This window comes from Rhodobacter capsulatus (genome assembly GCF_003254295.1).
GTDB classification, from domain to species: domain Bacteria; phylum Pseudomonadota; class Alphaproteobacteria; order Rhodobacterales; family Rhodobacteraceae; genus Rhodobacter; species Rhodobacter capsulatus.
The window spans coordinates 96,113-113,163 of sequence record NZ_QKZO01000007.1; the positions used below are offsets into that span (position 1 = coordinate 96,113).

19 protein-coding genes and 1 riboswitch are annotated in these 17,051 nt (G+C 66.5%); of the genes, 18 read left to right on the forward strand and 1 reads right to left on the reverse strand.

Annotation, left to right across the window (positions count from 1 at the left end; all coding sequences use genetic code 11):
• The first annotated feature begins 65 nt into the window (after window positions 1-65).
• From LY44_RS11555 to LY44_RS11640, 18 genes are all read left to right on the forward strand, one after another.
• Window positions 66-623: an OmpA family protein gene (locus tag LY44_RS11555; protein ID WP_111396018.1), complete on the forward strand. Its 558-nt coding sequence runs from the start codon at window positions 66-68 to the stop codon at window positions 621-623.
• Between the two features lie 11 nt (window positions 624-634).
• Window positions 635-937, forward strand: a complete 303-nt coding sequence (locus LY44_RS11560) for a hypothetical protein (protein ID WP_055209979.1) — start codon at window positions 635-637, stop codon at window positions 935-937.
• Between the two features lie 174 nt (window positions 938-1,111).
• On the forward strand, window positions 1,112-2,137 hold the full coding sequence (locus LY44_RS11565; RefSeq protein ID WP_055209981.1) for a PhoH family protein: 1,026 nt from the start codon (window positions 1,112-1,114) through the stop codon (window positions 2,135-2,137).
• Window positions 2,118-2,630 carry an rRNA maturation RNase YbeY gene (gene ybeY / locus LY44_RS11570; protein ID WP_055209983.1) on the forward strand — a complete coding sequence of 171 codons (513 nt, stop codon included), beginning with the start codon at window positions 2,118-2,120 and terminating at the stop codon, window positions 2,628-2,630. Before LY44_RS11565 ends, ybeY begins: the two co-directional genes overlap by 20 nt.
• Before the next feature lie 28 nt (window positions 2,631-2,658).
• Window positions 2,659-3,564: a transporter associated domain-containing protein gene (locus LY44_RS11575; RefSeq protein ID WP_055209985.1), complete on the forward strand. Its 906-nt coding sequence runs from the start codon at window positions 2,659-2,661 to the stop codon at window positions 3,562-3,564.
• A 21-nt stretch (window positions 3,565-3,585) separates the two neighbouring features.
• Window positions 3,586-5,121 carry an apolipoprotein N-acyltransferase gene (gene lnt, locus LY44_RS11580; protein ID WP_055209987.1) on the forward strand — a complete coding sequence of 512 codons (1,536 nt, stop codon included), beginning with the start codon at window positions 3,586-3,588 and terminating at the stop codon, window positions 5,119-5,121.
• A 7-nt stretch (window positions 5,122-5,128) separates the two neighbouring features.
• A riboswitch (SAM-SAH riboswitch) is annotated at window positions 5,129-5,177 on the forward strand.
• A gap of 7 nt (window positions 5,178-5,184) precedes the next feature.
• Complete coding sequence (metK, locus tag LY44_RS11585) at window positions 5,185-6,351, forward strand: methionine adenosyltransferase (protein ID WP_055209989.1); 1,167 nt, start codon at window positions 5,185-5,187, stop codon at window positions 6,349-6,351.
• Between the two features lie 319 nt (window positions 6,352-6,670).
• Window positions 6,671-7,396, forward strand: coding sequence for a tRNA (guanine(46)-N(7))-methyltransferase TrmB (gene trmB, locus LY44_RS11590; protein WP_055209992.1), 726 nt, complete (start codon window positions 6,671-6,673; stop codon window positions 7,394-7,396).
• A gap of 95 nt (window positions 7,397-7,491) precedes the next feature.
• Window positions 7,492-8,835 (forward strand): 3-phosphoshikimate 1-carboxyvinyltransferase, encoded by a 1,344-nt coding sequence (aroA, locus tag LY44_RS11595; RefSeq protein WP_055209994.1) that lies wholly within the window; start codon window positions 7,492-7,494, stop codon window positions 8,833-8,835.
• A 96-nt stretch (window positions 8,836-8,931) separates the two neighbouring features.
• The gene (locus LY44_RS11600; RefSeq protein ID WP_055209996.1) at window positions 8,932-9,519 is read left to right on the forward strand and encodes a (d)CMP kinase; all 588 of its coding nucleotides are present in this window, start codon (window positions 8,932-8,934) and stop codon (window positions 9,517-9,519) included.
• 78 nt (window positions 9,520-9,597) lie between these two features.
• Window positions 9,598-10,230, forward strand: a complete 633-nt coding sequence (locus tag LY44_RS11605; protein ID WP_055209998.1) for an NAD(P)H-dependent oxidoreductase — start codon at window positions 9,598-9,600, stop codon at window positions 10,228-10,230.
• Between the two features lie 161 nt (window positions 10,231-10,391).
• Window positions 10,392-12,071 carry a 30S ribosomal protein S1 gene (gene rpsA, locus LY44_RS11610; protein ID WP_055210001.1) on the forward strand — a complete coding sequence of 560 codons (1,680 nt, stop codon included), beginning with the start codon at window positions 10,392-10,394 and terminating at the stop codon, window positions 12,069-12,071.
• Window positions 12,072-12,346: 275 nt separating this feature from the next.
• The gene (gene ihfB, locus LY44_RS11615) at window positions 12,347-12,634 is read left to right on the forward strand and encodes an integration host factor subunit beta (RefSeq protein WP_055210004.1); all 288 of its coding nucleotides are present in this window, start codon (window positions 12,347-12,349) and stop codon (window positions 12,632-12,634) included.
• A 6-nt stretch (window positions 12,635-12,640) separates the two neighbouring features.
• Entirely contained in the window at window positions 12,641-12,997 is a 357-nt protein-coding gene (locus LY44_RS11620; protein WP_055210006.1) for a lipopolysaccharide assembly protein LapA domain-containing protein, read from the forward strand.
• 7 nt (window positions 12,998-13,004) lie between these two features.
• A complete protein-coding gene (locus LY44_RS11625) occupies window positions 13,005-13,676 on the forward strand; it encodes a phosphoribosylanthranilate isomerase (protein WP_055210008.1) in 672 nt (223 codons plus the stop codon).
• A 117-nt stretch (window positions 13,677-13,793) separates the two neighbouring features.
• Window positions 13,794-15,026, forward strand: a complete 1,233-nt coding sequence (gene trpB / locus LY44_RS11630; protein ID WP_055210034.1) for a tryptophan synthase subunit beta — start codon at window positions 13,794-13,796, stop codon at window positions 15,024-15,026.
• 345 nt (window positions 15,027-15,371) lie between these two features.
• Window positions 15,372-15,908 carry a hypothetical protein gene (locus LY44_RS18150; RefSeq protein WP_188323851.1) on the forward strand — a complete coding sequence of 179 codons (537 nt, stop codon included), beginning with the start codon at window positions 15,372-15,374 and terminating at the stop codon, window positions 15,906-15,908.
• Between the two features lie 6 nt (window positions 15,909-15,914).
• Complete coding sequence (locus LY44_RS11640) at window positions 15,915-16,532, forward strand: helix-turn-helix transcriptional regulator (protein WP_055212899.1); 618 nt, start codon at window positions 15,915-15,917, stop codon at window positions 16,530-16,532.
• Between the two features lie 6 nt (window positions 16,533-16,538).
• Here the strand turns inward: LY44_RS11640 and LY44_RS11645 are convergent, their stop codons facing one another.
• Window positions 16,539-17,048, reverse strand: a complete 510-nt coding sequence (locus LY44_RS11645; RefSeq protein WP_055212900.1) for a GbsR/MarR family transcriptional regulator — start codon at window positions 17,046-17,048, stop codon at window positions 16,539-16,541.
• Window positions 17,049-17,051 lie beyond the last annotated feature (3 nt).

A 17,051-nucleotide genomic window follows, 5' to 3' on the forward strand; every position in this document is an offset into this window, starting at 1 on the left:
TACTGTGGTTCATATTCGTTAACGCCCCGGCCCGGCCGGGGCGGCCATTCTAGGAGGCGTGGGGGATGACAAGATTGACCCTGGGGGGGAAACCCGTGGTCGCGATCTTTGGGGCGGCGGCTTTGGCGCTGGCGGCTTCGGTCGGCCCGGTGGCGGCGCAGCAACAGGCCGAGACCTACATTCCGGCGATCTGGATCGACCCTGACGGCTGCGAACATTGGGCGATGGATGACGGCAGCGAGGGCTACATGGACGCGCGCAAGACCCGCGACGGCCGCCCGGTCTGCCACCGCAACGTCTGCGGCGTGCTGCAGACCGACACGCTTTTCGCCACCGACAGCACGAAGCTGACCGCCTCGGGGCGCGGCACCCTGCAGCAATTCTTCCAATCCGCGCAGGCGCGCAGCTTCATCATCACCGGCCACACCGACAGCCGCGCCTCGGATGAATACAACATGCGCCTGTCCAAGGGCCGCGCCGAGGCCGTGGCGGGCGTGGCGCAACAGGTCGGCGCCCCGGTGCTGGCGGTGAACTGGTATGGCGAGCGGATGCCGAAAGCGACCAACGCCACCGCCGCGGGCATGGCGCAAAACCGCCGCGTCGAAGTGATCTGCGTGAAGTGAGGGGCATCACCATGAACGGCAAGAAACTCCTGCTGCTGGGCGTCGCGGCGCTGGCGCTCGCGGCCTGCGACGACAGCTATGGCCCCGACAAGTCGATCGATCGCGGCATCAATTCCCACCATCTGAGCACGCTCAAGGCCGGGGTCTGGGTCGATCCCGAGGGCTGCGACCACTGGATCATCGATGACGGCGTCGAGGGCTACATGAGCGCGCGCGTCGATGATTACGGCAAGCCGATCTGCTCGGGCGCGGCGCCGCCGAACACCGCCGTCGGCCCGTTCAAGCAAGGCACGCCGGTTCCCGACTATCTCTGACCGGGAAATCAGCATCTGCCCGAAATTTGGGCAACCCGGCCGCGCAATGCCCTGCGCGGCCGCTTTCATGTCGCGCAGATGAATTTTTTCCCTGCGGGCCGGTTTCGGGCAAACCAGCGCTTGCGTGGGGCCCGGGTGGGGTGCACCATATCTTTACCAACCCAGCCAAGGGAGATGTTATTGGGCTTTAGCGCGATCACCCCCCCGCCTCGCACGCAGGACGCTTACGAGACGCTTCTCGAATATCCCGACAACCGGTTGCTGATCGACCTTTGCGGCGAATTCGACCGCAATCTGGCGCAGATCGAGCACAAGCTCTCGGTTCATATCCTGCGCCGCGGCAATCAGCTGGCGGTGGTGGGCACCGCCGAGGCGCAGGGGCTGGCCGGAGGGGTGCTCAATGCGCTTTATGCCCGGCTGGAGGCGGGCAAGCCGATCGACGCGGGCGAGATCGACGCGGCGATCCGGATGTCGGATCTGGGCCATGACGGCGTCTCCGTCGATGAGCAGCTGGAGATGTTCGCGGCCGGAAAATACGAGATCCGCACCCGCAAGAAGCAGGTCGAGCCGCGCACGGATGCGCAAAAGGCCTATGTGCGGTCGCTGTTCGAGCACGAGATGGCCTTCGGCATCGGTCCGGCGGGCACCGGGAAAACCTATCTCGCCGTCGCCGTGGGCGTGACGATGCTGATCGGCGGGCTGGTCGACAAGATCATCCTGAGCCGTCCCGCGGTCGAGGCGGGCGAGCGTCTGGGCTTTCTGCCCGGCGACATGAAGGACAAGGTCGATCCCTACATGCAGCCGCTTTACGACGCGCTGAACGACTTTCTGCCCGCCAAGCAGATGGCCAAGCTGATGGAGGAAAAGCGCATCGAAATCGCGCCGCTGGCCTTCATGCGGGGGCGCACGCTCTCGAATGCCTTTGTCGTGCTGGACGAGGCGCAGAACGCCACGACGATGCAGATGAAGATGTTCCTGACCCGTCTGGGGCAGGGCTCGCGCATGGTGATCACCGGCGATCGCACGCAGATCGACCTGCCGCGCGGCACCGCCTCGGGGCTGGCCGATGCCGAACGCATCCTGGGCGGGGTGAAGGGGATTTCCTTCAACTATTTCACCGCCGCCGATGTGGTGCGTCACCCGCTTGTGGCGCGGATCATTGGCGCTTATGAACGGGCGGATGAAGGAACCGCTGGTTGATTGTCTGATCGAGGAAGCGGCCTGGCAGGGGATCGACCTTGCCGGGCTTTCGGAACGCGTGGCCCGGATCGTGCTGACCGATCAGGAGCTTGACCCGGAGGCCTGGGAAATCAGCCTGATCGGCTGCGATGATGCCCGCATCGCCGATCTGAACGCCGAGTTCCGCGGCAAGCCCACCCCCACCAATGTCCTTTCGTGGCCCGCGCAGGATCTGGCGGCCGAAAACGACGGCGAGGAGCCCTGGTTCCCCGAGCCCTTCGTGCCGGGCGAGCGCGATTCCCTTGGCGACATCGCGATTGCCTTTCAGACCTGCGCGCGCGAGGCCGAGGCCGCGGGCAAATCCGTTCACGATCATGTCACACATCTGGTGATACATGGCGTTTTGCATCTTCTGGGCTATGACCACATCCGCGACGCAGACGCGCAGTTGATGGAAGCCATCGAAGTGCGTATCTTGGCCGCTCTGGGGATTGCCAATCCCTACGAGATCTAGCCCCGCCGGGGCGTATTTGGAAGGAACGATGGGACAAGTCGCAGACGGAAGCAATTCCGCCGCCGCCGCGCCCGCTTCGGAACCCGAAGCCGGCGAGAGTAGCAACGAACCTCAGCCTAGAGGCTTTTTCGGGCGCATATTGGGCGCGCTTGGCGCCTCTCCGGGCGAGGCCGACGCCTCCGAGGCGCAATCCGCCACCTCAGCGGCTGCCGCTCTGGGCCTGCCGGGCCTGGGCAACCTGCGCAAGATGCGGGTGGGCGATGTCGCCGTGCCGAAGGCCGAGATTGTCGCCGTTCCGGTCACCACCACCCGCGAGGAACTTGTCGAGGTCTTCCGCACCCAGGGCTATTCGCGCCTGCCGGTGTTCAAGGACACGCTCGACAGTCCGATGGGGCTGGTGCACCTGAAGGATCTGGCGCTGGCGCATGGCTTTGGCGGCGCCCCGGGCCGGTTCTCGCTGCGCAAGCTGTTGCGGCCGCTGCTTTATGTGCCGCCCTCGATGCCGATCGGCGTGCTTTTGCAAAAGATGCAGCTGCAGCGCATCCACATGGCGCTGGTCATCGACGAATACGGCGGGGTGGACGGGCTTGTCACGCTCGAAGACCTGATCGAACAGGTGATCGGCGAGATCGAGGATGAACACGACGAGGAAGAAGATGGTCTGTGGAAGCTCGAAAAGCCCGGTCAATGGCTGGTGCAGGCCCGCACGCCGCTGACCGATTTCGAGGCCGAGATCGGCATGAAACTGGCCGATGCCGAAGAAGGCGCCGAGATCGACACCCTGGGCGGGCTTGTCTTCATGCAGATCGACCGCGTGCCGACCCGGGGCGAGGTGATCGTGGCGGAAAACGGCGTCGAATTCGAAGTGGTTGACGCCGATCCGCGCCGGGTGAAACGGCTGCGGGTGCGGCTGCCGGGCGTCGCCGCCGAATAGACTGAACAGAACGGACATTCCATGCGCGTGCCCCCGCTTTACAATCCCGCGGTCAAGATCCTTGTCTGGGGTCTGGCCGCGCTCCTCGGGGCGGGGGTGGCGCTGGGACAGGCGCCGTTCGGGCTTTGGTGGGTCGCGCTGGTCGCGCTCTCGCTTCTGATCGCGATGGGGCAGGCGACCTCTCCCTTTCGGGTGGGGCTTGCGGCGGGCACGGGCTATGCGGCGCTGGCCATGTTCTGGATCGTCGAGCCGTTCTTCGTCGAGCCCGAGATCTACGGCTGGATGGCGCCTTTCGCGCTTGTTTTCATGGCGCTGGGCATGGGGCTCTTCTGGGCGCTGGGCATGAGCCTTGGCGCGCGGCTGGGGGGCGCTTCGGTCTCGCGCGCGGCAGGCGTCGCGGTCGGGCTTTTCGGCGCCGATCTGCTGCGCAGCTATCTCTTCACCGGGCTGCCCTGGGTGCTCTTTGGCCATATCTGGATCGACACGCCGCTTTCGCAGGGCGCGGCCCTTGTGGGCGCGATGGGGCTGAGCGCGCTGACGCTGTGTCTCGCCGTTCTGCCCTGGCTGATGCCCCGGGCAAACTGGCGCCTGCCTGCGGCGGGCGTTTCGGCGGCGGTGATCGCGGGGCTTTGGGGCGCGGGCAGCTGGCAGCTGGCGCAGCCGGTGCCGCCGCGCGCGACGCCGGTCACCCTGCGCATCGTGCAGCCCAATGCGCCGCAAGACCTGAAATGGCGCCCCGAATACGCCGAGGAATTCTTCTTTCGCCACCTCGATCTGACCGCGCAGCCGCCTGCGCCGGGCAAGGCAGCGCCGGATCTGGTCCTGTGGCCCGAAACCGCGGTGCCCTTTCTGCTCGATCGCGCGGGCGATGGCCTGACGATGATCGCCGAGGCGGCGCGCGGCGCCCCCGTCGCCGTCGGCATCCAGCGCGAGGAGGGGCTGCGCTATTTCAATTCGCTGGCGATGATCGAAGCGGGCGGCAAGATCGGCCCGGTCTATGACAAGGTGCATCTGGTGCCCTTTGGCGAATACATCCCCTTTGGCGATGAACTTGCCCGCTTCGGCATCAGCGCCTTTGCCGCGCGCGAGGGCAACGGCTATTCCGCGGGCACGGAACGCAAGCTCCTTGATCTGGGCCGTCTGGGCCTTGTTCAGCCGCTGATCTGCTACGAGGCGGTGTTTCCCCAGGACATGCACGCGGGTCGCCGCCCGGACTGGCTGTTGCAGATCACCAATGACGCCTGGTTCGGCGAGATGTCGGGCCCGGTGCAGCATCTGGTGCAGGCGCGGTTTCGGGCGATCGAATTCGGCCTGCCCTTGGCGCGGTCCGCCAATACCGGGATCTCGGCGCTGATCGACGCGCGGGGCCGGGTGATCGAAAGCCTGGGCATGGGGCAGCAGGGCGTGATCGACGCGGCCTTGCCCGGGTCCTTGGCCGCGCCGCCCTATGCGCGCTGGGGCGATCTGCCCTGGCTTGCAGGTCTTATCGCCGCAGTTGCCCTGGTTTGGGGGCTTGGGCGCAAATCGCGCGTTGACCGGCGCCGGATCGGGGGCTAGCGTCGCTCCACCACTCCAACGGCTTCCTGGCGGGGTGGGAACACATCAATGGAGCACTTCCCCATGTCACGTTCTAACTATGTCTTCACTTCCGAGTCCGTCTCGGAGGGTCACCCCGACAAGGTCTGCGACCGCATCTCCGATTCCGTTCTGGATGCCTTCCTTGCCGAAGAGCCGAATGCCCGCGTCGCCTGCGAGACCTTCGCCACCACCAATCAGGTGGTTGTCGGTGGGGAAGTGGGTCTGTCGGACAAGGCGAAACTGGCCGAGTTCATGGGCCGCATCGACGGGATCGTGCGCGATTGCGTCAAGGATATCGGCTATGAACAGGACGCCTTCCACTGGGCGACGCTGAACTTCGCCAATTACCTGCACCCGCAATCGGCGCATATTTCGCAAGGCGTCGACAAGGACGGGGCGGGCGATCAGGGCATCATGTTCGGCTATGCGACCGACGAGACGCCGGAACTGATGCCCGCGCCGATCCAGTATGCGCATGCGATCCTGCGCCGTCTGGCCGAGGTGCGCAAATCGGGCGCCGAGCCGACGCTGGGCCCGGATGCGAAATCGCAGCTCTCGGTGCGCTACGAGGACGGCAAGCCGGTCGGCGTGACCTCGATCGTGCTCTCGACGCAGCACAAATACGAAAGCCAGACCTCGGATGACATCCGCGCCATCGTGGAGCCGCATATCCGCGCGGTGCTGCCGGCGGGCTGGATCGACGAAAAGACCGAATGGTGGGTGAACCCGACCGGGACCTTTGTCATCGGCGGGCCGGATGGCGACGCCGGTCTGACCGGCCGCAAGATCATCGTCGACACCTATGGTGGCGCGGCGCCGCATGGCGGCGGGGCCTTCTCGGGCAAGGACCCGACCAAGGTGGACCGCTCGGCCGCCTATGCCGCGCGCTATCTGGCGAAGAACGTGGTGGCCGCGGGTCTGGCGAAGCGCTGCCTCATTCAGGTGTCCTATGCGATCGGCGTGGCGAAGCCCTTGTCGATCTATGCCGACACCTATGGCACGGGCGAGCTGCCGGATGCGGAAATCGAGCGGATCGTGGCGGAATGCATGGATCTGACGCCGCGCGGCATCCGCACGCAGCTGGATCTGAACCGCCCGATCTATGCGCGCACCTCGGCCTATGGCCACTTCGGCCGCGCGCCGGAAGCCGATGGTGGCTTCAGCTGGGAGCGCACCGATCTGGTCGAGGCGCTGAAGAAAGCCGTCTGAGCCGGTTTGCCAGGATCACGGGGAAGGGGGCTTCGGCCCCCTTTTTCAATGCGTTGCAGGGTATTTCGCCTCGGGCGAGCCCGAAGCGACCCGCCGGGGGCTCCGCCCCCGGACCCCCGGGATATTTGCGCCAAGGTGAAATGGGATGAGGCCCCCATTCGGAATGAGGGGCCTCGTCTTCAGTTTTTCCTTGGCAAAATACGCCGGGGGGTGCGGGGGGCGGAGCCCCCCGCGGGTCGCCTCGGCGCAAGCCGAGGCGAAATCATCGCAGCGCATGCCCCTTGACCGGGAGCCCCTTTGCACCCTAAGGCGCAGCCCCATGACCGAGAGCCCCGAAACGCCCGACACCGTCCCGCCCGCCCCGCAACCGGAGTGGCGCAATTTCTATGGCCGCCGCTCGGGCAAGACGATGCGGGCGTCGCAAAAGACCTATCTCAGCGAGGATCTGGCCTCGCTCACCCCCGGCGGCATCTCGAAAGAGGACAACCCGGGCCGCGAGATCCTTGATCCCGGCACGATCTTCGGCAAGGACGCGCCCCTGTGGCTGGAGGTCGGCTTCGGCGGCGGCGAGCACATGGTGCATATGGCCGCGCGCAATCCGGGGGTGAACATCCTCGGCTGCGAGCCCTTCATCAACGGTGTCGCGATGCTTCTGGGCAAGATCCGCGCGGCGGGGGTGTCCAACGTCGCAATCTGGCCGGGCGATGTGCGCGACGTGATGGAGGTGCTGCCCGAGGGCTGCATCGCCAAGGCCTTCCTGAATTACCCCGACCCCTGGCACAAGCGCCGCCACCATCGCCGGCGCTTCGTGACGCCGGGCTATCTGGGCGCGCTGTTCCGCATCCTCGCCCCGGGCGCCGAATTCCGCGTCGCCACCGACATCCCGAATTACATGGAGCAGGCGCTTGAGGAAGTGCCGAAGGCGGGCTTCACTCTCGTCTCGCACAGCCCTGCCCCCTGGGACGACTGGCTGTCGACCCGCTACGAGCAAAAAGCGCTCCGCGAAGGGCGGGTGCCCGATTATGCCACCTTCCGCAAACCCTGAGCCGGGCAAGGGCGTATTTGCGCCAAGAAGAAACGCGGGGCTTTTCGGTCGGGGCGCGGTGCGCTAACAGGGCCCTGACATTCAGGGAGGCTTTCATGTCCGCTCACGGTTCCCCCATCCGCATGACCTCGCGCAAGGGCGGCCCGCTTTCGGGCGTGGCCGCGGTGCCGGGCGACAAGTCGATCTCGCATCGGGCGCTGATCCTGGGCGCGCTTTCGGTCGGCACGACGCGGATCACCGGGCTGCTCGAGGGACAGGACGTGCTGGATACGGCCAAGGCGATGCAGGCCTTTGGCGCCACCGTCACCCGCACCGGCCCGGGCGCCTGGACGGTCGAGGGGGTGGGGGTCGGCGGTTTCGCCGAGCCCGCCGAGGTGATCGACTGCGGCAATTCGGGCACCGGTGTGCGGCTGATCATGGGCTGCATGGCGACAAGCGCGATCAGTGCGACCTTCACCGGCGATGCCTCGCTTCGCAAGCGGCCGATGGGGCGGGTGACCGATCCGCTGGCGCTGTTCGGCGCACGGTCTTACGGGCGCGCGGGCGGGCGGCTGCCGATGACGCTGGTCGGCGCGGCCGAGCCGGTGCCGGTCACCTACACCACGCCGATGGCCTCGGCGCAGGTGAAATCGGCGGTGCTGCTGGCGGGGCTCAACGCGCCGGGGCAAACCGTGGTGATCGAAAAGACGCCGACCCGCGATCACACCGAACGGATGCTGCGCGGCTTTGGCGCCGAGGTGACGGTCGAGGCCACGCCCGAGGGCAGCCGGATCACCCTGCAGGGCCAACCGGAGCTTGTGGCGCAAGAGGTGGCGGTGCCGCGCGATCCCTCCTCGGCGGCCTTCCCGGTCTGCGCGGCGCTGCTGGTGCCGGGCTCGGACATCCTCGTGCCGGGGGTCAGCCAGAACCCGACGCGCAACGGGCTCTTCCTGACCCTGCGCGAGATGGGCGCCGATATCGAATTCCTCAATGAACGCGAGGAGGGCGGCGAGCCGGTCGCCGATCTGCGCGTGCGCCATTCGGCCCTGAGCGGCATCGCGGTGCCGCCCGAGCGCGCCGCCGCCCAGATCGACGAATATCCGGTGCTGGCCGCTTTGGCCGCCTGCGCCAGCGGCACCACGGTGATGCGCGGCGTGCACGAGCTGCGGGTGAAGGAAAGCGACCGCATCGCGGCGATGGCGCGCGGGCTGGAGGCCTGCGGCATCCGCGTCGAGGAAGACGAAGACACGCTGATCGTGCACGGTCTGGGCGCCGATGGCGTGCCCGGCGGCGCCACCGTCGCCACCCAGATCGACCACCGCATCGCGATGAGCTTTCTGGTGCTCGGCCTTGTGTCGCAGCAGCCGATCTCGGTCGATGACGGCTCGCCGATCGCCACCTCCTTCCCGGTCTTCGAGGATCTGATGCGCGATCTTGGCGCCAGCATCACCCGGGACTGAGGTCGAAAGGGCGTATTTGGACCAAGAAAAAGCCAATGGTTTCTTCTTGGTCAAAATACGCAAACTGCAACGTAAAAGCCCCGTGCGAGGTTCAAGATGATGTTCACCGTGGCGATCGACGGGCCTGCCGCCGCTGGCAAGGGCACGATTTCCCGTGCCGTGGCCGAACGGTTCGGCTTTGCGCATCTGGACACCGGGGCGCTTTACCGGGCTGTCGGCGTCAAGGGCGGCGATCCTGTTCTGGCTGCGCGCGGGCTGACCCCCGAGGATCTGGCGCGGCCCGATCTGCGCACGCTGGAAGCGGGGCAGGCGGCTTCGAAGGTGGCCGTGATCCCCGAGGTGCGGCAGGCTTTGCTGGACTTTCAACGCGACTTTGCCCGGCGCGCGGGCGGCGCGGTGCTGGATGGCCGCGACATCGGCACCGTCATTTGCCCCGCCGCCGAGGTGAAGCTTTTCGTCACCGCCAGCCCCGAGGTGCGGGCGCATCGGCGCTGGCTGGAAGTCGGCGGCGATGCCGCGCAGGTGCTGGCCGAGGTGAAGGAGCGCGACGCGCGCGACATGACCCGGGCCGATGCGCCGCTGCGCCCCGCTGCGGATGCCGTGGTGATCGACACGTCAAGTCTGGGCATCGAGGAAGCGGTTGCGGCGGCCTGCGCGGTGGTGTCCGAACGGCTGTGCAAATAGGCGCAGAAGCTTTCGTTGCGTCGTGCGGCTGTGCGCATATCTTGGCGCCACACGCTCAACCGCGAAAGGATGCCCCCGATGTTGCTTGATACCCTGAACTGGCGCTATGCGACGAAGAAGATGGACCCGGCCAAGGCCGTTTCCGAGGACAAGGTCGAAAAGATCCTGACCGCGGCGCAGATGGCGCCGACCTCCTCGGGGCTGCAACCCTTTGAAATTCTTGTCATCACCAACAAGGAGCTGCGCGCCAAGATCTCGGCCGCGGCTTTTGGCCAGACCCAGATCACCGATGCCTCGCATCTGGTCGTCTTTGCCGCCTGGGACAATTACACCGCCGAGCGCATCGATGCGGTGGTCGATCTGCATGTGACCGAGCGGGCGATCCCGCGCGAGATGGTGCAGCCCTATTACGACAACCTCAAGGCGATGTATCTGGCCCGCACCGCCGAGGTGAACGCCGCCCATGCCGCGCATCAGGCCTATATCGCCTTTGGCATCGCGCTGGCGCAGGCGGCCGAGCTTGAGGTCGACGCGACGCCGATGGAGGGCTTCGACCCGGCTGCGGTGGATGAGATCCTGGGCCTGCGGGAAAAGGGGCTGCGGTCTGTCACGCTGATGCCGCTGGGCTACCGCGCGACTGACGGCGACTGGCTGGCCGGCATGAAGAAGGTGCGCAAGCCGCTGTCGGAGCTGGTGACGCGGATCGACTGAGGCGCCGGGGTCGAAAACCCTTGCCCCACAGGCGATTCCCGCCTATAGGGGCCACGTCCACGGGGGGCAGGCGCAGGTCTGCCCCCTTGTGACATACGCAACGAAAGACCGGCGGAGCCAACCGCATGGCCAGAAAACCCATACAAAGGAAACTAGACCGCATGTGCGCCAAAGCTAGCATGGAAGAATTCGAAGCCCTCCTGAAGGAAAGCTTCGAGATCGACACCCCCCAGGAAGGGTCTGTCGTCAAGGGCAAGGTCATCGCCATCGAGGCGGGCCAGGCCATCATCGACGTCGGCTACAAGATGGAAGGCCGCGTTGATCTGAAAGAATTCGCGAATCCCGGTGAAGCTCCCTCGATCGCCGTCGGCGACGAGGTCGAAGTTTACCTCGATCGCGTCGAAAACGCCCGTGGCGAAGCCGTCATCTCGCGCGAGAAAGCCCGTCGCGAAGAAGCCTGGGACCGTCTCGAAAAAGCCTATGCCAGCGAAGAGCGCGTCGATGGCGCCATCTTCGGTCGCGTCAAGGGCGGCTTCACCGTCGATCTCGGCGGCGCCGTGGCCTTCCTGCCGGGCTCGCAAGTTGACGTCCGTCCGGTGCGCGACGCGGGCCCGCTCATGGGTCTCAAGCAGCCGTTCCAGATCCTCAAGATGGACCGTCGTCGCGGCAACATCGTTGTCTCGCGTCGCGCCATCCTGGAAGAATCGCGGGCCGAACAGCGCGCCGAAGTCATCGGCAACCTGACCGAAGGTCAGATCGTCGACGGCGTGGTGAAGAACATCACCGAATACGGTGCGTTTGTTGACCTCGGCGGCGTCGATGGCCTGCTGCACGTCACCGACATGGCCTGGCGCCGCGTCAACCACCCGTCGGAGATCCTCACGATCGGCGAGACCGTCAAGGTTCAGGTCGTCAAGATCAACAAGGACACCCACCGCATCAGCCTCGGCATGAAGCAGCTGCTGAACGACCCGTGGGATTCGGTGGAAACCAAATTCGCGCTGGGCTCGGTCCACAAGGGCCGCGTCACCAACATCACCGATTACGGCGCCTTCGTGGAGCTGGAAGCCGGTGTCGAAGGTCTGGTTCACGTCTCGGAAATGTCCTGGACCAAGAAGAACGTGCACCCCGGCAAGATCGTTTCGACCTCGCAAGAAGTCGACGTCATGGTGCTCGAGATCGACACCGCGAAACGCCGCGTGTCGCTGGGCCTCAAGCAATGCCTGCGCAACCCGTGGGAAGCCTTCGCCGATGCCCATCCGGTCGGCACGGTGATCGAGGGTGAAGTCAAGAACATCACCGAATTCGGTCTGTTCATCGGCCTCGAAAACGACATCGACGGCATGGTGCACCTGTCCGACCTGTCGTGGGACAAGCGCGGCGAAGAAGCGATCCAGGAATACCGCAAGGGCGACGTCGTGCGCGCGGCGGTCACCGAAGTCGACACCGACAAGGAACGCATCTCGCTCTCGATCAAGGCGCTCGATGCCGACACCTTCTCGGATGCGGTCGATGGCGTGAAACGTGGCTCGGTGATCACCGTCAACGTCACCGCGATCGAAGACGGCGGCATCGAGGTCGAATACAACGGCATGAAGTCCTTCATTCGCCGTTCGGATCTGGCCCGCGACCGTGCCGACCAGCGCCCCGAGCGCTTCCAGGTCGGTGATCACGTCGACGTGCGCGTCGTCAACATCGACAGCAAGACCCGCAAGCTGGGCGTGTCGATCAAGGCGCGCGAGATCGCCGAAGAGAAGGAAGCCGTGGAACAATACGGCTCGTCCGACTCGGGTGCCTCGCTCGGCGACATCCTTGGCGCCGCGCTCAAGGGCCGCGAATAATCTTTCCCGCAAGGGATCGGAAAGGCCCCGCTTTCGCGGGGCCTTTTCCTTTGCGCGATTCGCCACGGGGGGGCGGGTCGGGGCTGAAACCGGCTTTCCGCGGGGTCAACCGATGGGCGACTGCGTCCGAGCGCCGCAGATCGGGGCCGAAACCGCGATGGCAGGCGATAATTTCCCGCCTTTCCAAGCCATTGCTGTTTGTGTCGCGAAAAATTCCTCCTATAGTCTGGGCAAGAACCAGTCCGGGTCGAGCCGGGTGACGGGGGAGATGACGCATGATCCGCTCTGAATTGATCGCCAAGATCGCCGAAGAGAATCCGCATCTGTTTCAGCGCGACGTGGAGAAGATCGTGAACACGATCTTCGACGAGATCATCGAGGCGATGGCCCGCGGTGATCGGGTCGAGCTGCGCGGCTTTGGCGCCTTTTCGGTGAAGAAACGGGACGCTAGAACCGGGCGCAATCCGCGCACCGGCACTTCGGTCGCGGTGGAAGAAAAACACGTGCCCTTCTTCAAGACCGGCAAGCTTCTGCGTGACCGGCTGAACGGGGGAGAGGAGTAAGACCCGATGTTCCGCGCGATCCGCTACCTGTTCCTGGCTTGCCTCATCCTTGTTCTGGTGACGCTGGCGATGTCCAACCGCGAGGTGGTGACGCTCAGTCTGCTGACCTCCGAGATCGAGGCTTTTGTCGGCTTCAACCTGCATCTGCCGGTGCCGCTGTTCTTCGTCTTCTTCGGCGGGATGCTGCTGGGGCTGGGCGTCGGCTTCGTCTGGGAATATCTGCGCGAGCATCGTTTCCGCAAGACCGCCCGCAAGGCGACGAAACAGGCCGCGACGCTGGAGCGCGAACTGGGCCGGCTGAAGGAAAAGACGCAGGGCCCGAAGGACGAAGTTCTGGCGCTGCTCGACAAGCCGCGCGCCTGAGGGCGCCGTGGTCACCGTCGCCGTCAATCGCGGCCGCCCCGGCGGGGTGCGCTGCAAGATCTGCGGGCTGAGAACACCGGCCGATGTGGAAGCTGCCGCGCAGGCGGGGGCGGGCTACATCGGCCTTGTGTTTTTTCCCCGCTCGCCCCGGCATCTGGAGATTGCGCAGGCCCGCGATCTGGCGCTTGCCGCACCCGTGGGGCTGGCCAAGGTGGCGCTGGTCGTCGATGCCGATGACGCGGCTCTGGAGGCGATCACCGATGCGGTGCCGCTCGACATGCTGCAACTTCATGGCAAGGAAAGCCCGGCCCGGGTGGCCGCGGTGAAGGCGCGCTTCGGCCTGCCGGTGATGAAGGCCGTCGGCGTGGCCGAGGAAGCCGATCTGGCGGCGATTGCCGATTACGAGGCCGTGGCGGATCAGATCCTTGTCGATGCGAAGGCGCCCAAGGGCGCGGCGCTGCCGGGCGGCAACGGGTTGGCTTTCGATTGGCGGCTGATTGCGGGTCGAGTCTGGCAACGTCCGTGGATGCTCGCAGGCGGGCTGACGCCCGAGAATGTGGCGGAAGCGGTGCGGCTGACCGGGGCGCTTCAGGTCGATGTCTCCTCCGGTGTCGAAAGCGCGCCCGGGGTCAAGGAGGCCGCCCGGATCGCCGCCTTTGTCGCGGCGGCGCAGGGGTAGGGTGGGGGTTTCACCCCCACACCCCCAGCGTATTTTGGCCAAGAAAAAACAGGAACTTTACCCCGAGGGGGGGGCGCGCTATCTGCTGGTGGCGCGCGACGGACAAAGGGGATGGCGATGGCGGAAGATCGGCTCAACAGTTTCATGACGGCTCCGGATGACAACGGCCGCTTCGGCATTCACGGCGGGCGGTTCGTGTCCGAGACGCTGATGCCGCTGATCCTTGAACTCGAGGCGCAATACGAGCACGCCAAGACCGACCCGAGCTTCTGGGCCGAGATGGAGGCTTTGTGGAAGCATTACGTCGGCCGTCCCTCGCCGCTTTATTTCGCGCCGCGGATGACCGAGGAGCTGGGCGGCGCCAAGGTCTATCTCAAGCGCGAGGAGCTGAACCACACCGGCGCGCACAAGATCAACAACGTGCTGGGGCAGATCCTGCTGGCCCGGCGCATGGGCAAGACCCGGATCATCGCCGAGACCGGGGCGGGCCAGCATGGCGTGGCGACCGCCACCGTCTGCGCGAAGTTCGGGCTGCAATGCATTGTTTACATGGGCGCCACGGATGTCGAGCGGCAGGCGCCGAACGTGTTCCGGATGAAGCTTCTGGGCGCCGAGGTGGTGCCGGTGACCTCGGGCCGCGGCACGCTGAAGGACGCGATGAATGATGCGCTGCGCGATTGGGTGACCAATGTGCGCGACACGTTTTACTGCATCGGCACCGTGGCGGGGCCCGCGCCCTATCCGGCGATGGTGCGCGATTTCCAGTCGATCATCGGCAAGGAAACCCGCTGGCAGCTGGAGGAGCAGGAAGGCGAAGGCCGTCTGCCCGACACGATCATCGCCTGTGTCGGCGGTGGCTCGAACGCCATGGGGCTGTTCCATCCGTTCCTTGACGATCCGTCGGTGCGGATCATCGGGGTCGAGGCCGGGGGGCTTGGGGTGGACGACCGGATGCAGCATTGCGCCTCGCTGACCGGCGGGCGTCCGGGCGTGCTGCATGGCAACCGCACCTATCTTTTGCAGGACGAGGACGGGCAGATCCTTGAGGGGCATTCGATCTCGGCGGGCCTTGATTATCCCGGCATCGGGCCGGAACACAGCTGGCTGCATGACATCAAGCGCGCCGAATATGTGAGCATCACCGATGCCGAGGCGCTGGAGGCGTTCCAGTTCTGCTGCCGGACCGAGGGCATCATCCCGGCGCTGGAAAGCAGCCATGCGCTGGCGCATGTGATGAAGATCGCGCCCACGCTGCCGAAAGACCACATCATCGTGATCAACCTGTCGGGGCGGGGCGACAAGGACATCTTCACCGTGGCCAAGCATCTGGGCGTGGAGATGAAGGTCTGATCCGCCCGGCGGACTGGCGCGACAAGGCGGCGCCCCGGGCGCCGCTTTTGGTTTTCGGCCCCTACACCAAGGTTTATGCGGCGCAATCCGGCGCGAAAACCGTGGGTTTATACCTTTCGCTGAATTGCCTTTCCGGTTGCTTCGGGCGAACAGACCCGTGTCGCGTCCCCCAAACGTGACGTACTGACCCTGACACCGGACCGGGCCGCCACTCACGATGCGATCGGCGCCGTTGTCGGGATGCTTCGACAGTTGTACTGCTTTCGCCAGGGCGCGCCCGCGTCCGGCGGTTCCTGAGCGCGCCCCGATCCAGCGGAGGGGGCGCGCCTTTTTCGGAGTGAGATCATGCGATCGCGCCTGTCGCGCCTTGCCCCCGTCGCCCCGCTGGCGCTGAGCCTGACGCTGGGGGCGCTTGCCGCCCGGGCCGAGACCGAGGCCGAGATCGTGGCGCAGATGCAGGCCGAGGGCTACCGCTCCATCGAGGTTTCGACCACCTGGCTGCGCCGGGTGCGGATCGTCGCCGAGGGCGGCGCGGGCCTGCGCGAAGTGGTCATTGATCCCCGCAACGGCGAGGTGTTGCGCGATTTCACCGATCCCGCGCCGCGCCGGGGCGGGGCGGCCCCGCCGCCCGGGCCGCGGCCGGGGGGCATGCCGCCGGTCGGCGGCCCGTCGCGACCCGAGGGCCCCGGACGTCCGGGCGGCCCCGGGCCGGATGGTGGCCCCGGACCTGATGGCGCAGGGCCGGGCCGGGACGGCGGAGCGGGCGGCCCCGGACCTGGTGGCCCCGGGCATGGCGGCCCCGGGCATGGCGGCCCCGGGCATGGCGGCGACCGGGGGCCCGGCGGCCCCGCGGGCGCGGGCGCCGGGCCGGGCGGGACCTGACCGATCATGGCCCTGACCGATCCGACCGACCTTCCCCCCCCGCCGCAAGGCCCGCGGCGGCGCCCGGCCTGGCTGAACCTGCGTGTCGCGCTGCTGCCGCTGTTCCTGGTCCAGACGGTGACCGCGCTGTTCTTCGTCTCCGACATCGTGTTTTCGGTGCTGGGCATCGAGGTCGCGCCGATCAACTGGAAACTGCGCGAGGCGATGGAAATCTCGGCCGCGCTCGGGCTGGTGCTGGGGCTGGTCTTCGGCGCGCAGGCGCTGCTTTCGGCCCGGCACGAGGCCGAGGTGGCGACCGAGAAACTGCGCCGCGCCTCGACCGCCTTTGCCGAATTGCTGAGCGAGCGCTTCGCCGAATGGCGGCTGACCACGGCCGAGCGGGAGGTGGCGCTGTTTGCGATCAAGGGGCTGACCCTGGCCGAGATTGCCGGTCTGCGCGCCACCTCGGAAGGCACGGTGAAGGCGCAGACGGCGTCGATCTATCGCAAGGCCGGGGTCTCGACGCGCAGCCAGCTGGTGTCGATCTTCATCGAGGATCTGATGGACGAGCCCACCGCGCGGTTCACCGATATTCCCGCAAGCGCGATCGCGGCGCCCAAACGCGCGACGCAGGGCGGGCGGTAGGCCGGCTCACTTCTCGGTCCGGTGCTTTTTCTTGGCCTTCTTTTCGGGGCGGTCGGCGCCCATCGTCTGCATCAGCTCGGTCAGATCGCGGCGCATCATTTTGGCAAACCACTGCGAGGCCGCCCTGGCCATCTCGGCCAGATCCTGCATTCGCGTGTCCTCCTCGGCCTGGGCAAGGGCGGTCATCCGGTCGACGAGCGGCGCGATCTCGCGCCGGTGCCGTTCGGCAAGCCCCGCGCGCAACAGCGCCCAGGGGTTCGGATCGGCGGTAAAGTAATCGCGCCGCAGCCCGGGCTTGCGGCTGACCTGCACCAGCCCGGCCTGACGCAATTCCTTGAGCGCGACCGAAACATTCGAGCGCGAGAGGCCAAGCCCCGTCGCCAGATCCTCGGCCGAGGGGGTGTCGGTGGTCCGCCAGATCGCGGCCAGGCATTGCCCGGCGGCGCGGCTCAGGCCGAAGGCGCTGGCCAGATCGGCGAAAAGCTGCGTCAGATCCGAGGGGGCAGGCGCGGTCATGGG

Coding starts and splice junctions, on each gene's coding strand:
- LY44_RS11555 (WP_111396018.1), top strand. CDS start 66: ATGACAAGATTGACCCTGGGGGGGAAACCCGTGGTCGCGATCTTTGGG.
- LY44_RS11560 (WP_055209979.1), top strand. CDS start 635: ATGAACGGCAAGAAACTCCTGCTGCTGGGCGTCGCGGCGCTGGCGCTC.
- LY44_RS11565 (WP_055209981.1), top strand. CDS start 1,112: ATGTTATTGGGCTTTAGCGCGATCACCCCCCCGCCTCGCACGCAGGAC.
- ybeY (WP_055209983.1), top strand. CDS start 2,118: ATGAAGGAACCGCTGGTTGATTGTCTGATCGAGGAAGCGGCCTGGCAG.
- LY44_RS11575 (WP_055209985.1), top strand. CDS start 2,659: ATGGGACAAGTCGCAGACGGAAGCAATTCCGCCGCCGCCGCGCCCGCT.
- lnt (WP_055209987.1), top strand. CDS start 3,586: ATGCGCGTGCCCCCGCTTTACAATCCCGCGGTCAAGATCCTTGTCTGG.
- metK (WP_055209989.1), top strand. CDS start 5,185: ATGTCACGTTCTAACTATGTCTTCACTTCCGAGTCCGTCTCGGAGGGT.
- trmB (WP_055209992.1), top strand. CDS start 6,671: ATGACCGAGAGCCCCGAAACGCCCGACACCGTCCCGCCCGCCCCGCAA.
- aroA (WP_055209994.1), top strand. CDS start 7,492: ATGTCCGCTCACGGTTCCCCCATCCGCATGACCTCGCGCAAGGGCGGC.
- LY44_RS11600 (WP_055209996.1), top strand. CDS start 8,932: ATGATGTTCACCGTGGCGATCGACGGGCCTGCCGCCGCTGGCAAGGGC.
- LY44_RS11605 (WP_055209998.1), top strand. CDS start 9,598: ATGTTGCTTGATACCCTGAACTGGCGCTATGCGACGAAGAAGATGGAC.
- rpsA (WP_055210001.1), top strand. CDS start 10,392: ATGTGCGCCAAAGCTAGCATGGAAGAATTCGAAGCCCTCCTGAAGGAA.
- ihfB (WP_055210004.1), top strand. CDS start 12,347: ATGATCCGCTCTGAATTGATCGCCAAGATCGCCGAAGAGAATCCGCAT.
- LY44_RS11620 (WP_055210006.1), top strand. CDS start 12,641: ATGTTCCGCGCGATCCGCTACCTGTTCCTGGCTTGCCTCATCCTTGTT.
- trpB (WP_055210034.1), top strand. CDS start 13,794: ATGGCGGAAGATCGGCTCAACAGTTTCATGACGGCTCCGGATGACAAC.
- LY44_RS18150 (WP_188323851.1), top strand. CDS start 15,372: ATGCGATCGCGCCTGTCGCGCCTTGCCCCCGTCGCCCCGCTGGCGCTG.
- LY44_RS11640 (WP_055212899.1), top strand. CDS start 15,915: ATGGCCCTGACCGATCCGACCGACCTTCCCCCCCCGCCGCAAGGCCCG.
- LY44_RS11645 (WP_055212900.1), bottom strand. CDS start 17,048: ATGACCGCGCCTGCCCCCTCGGATCTGACGCAGCTTTTCGCCGATCTG.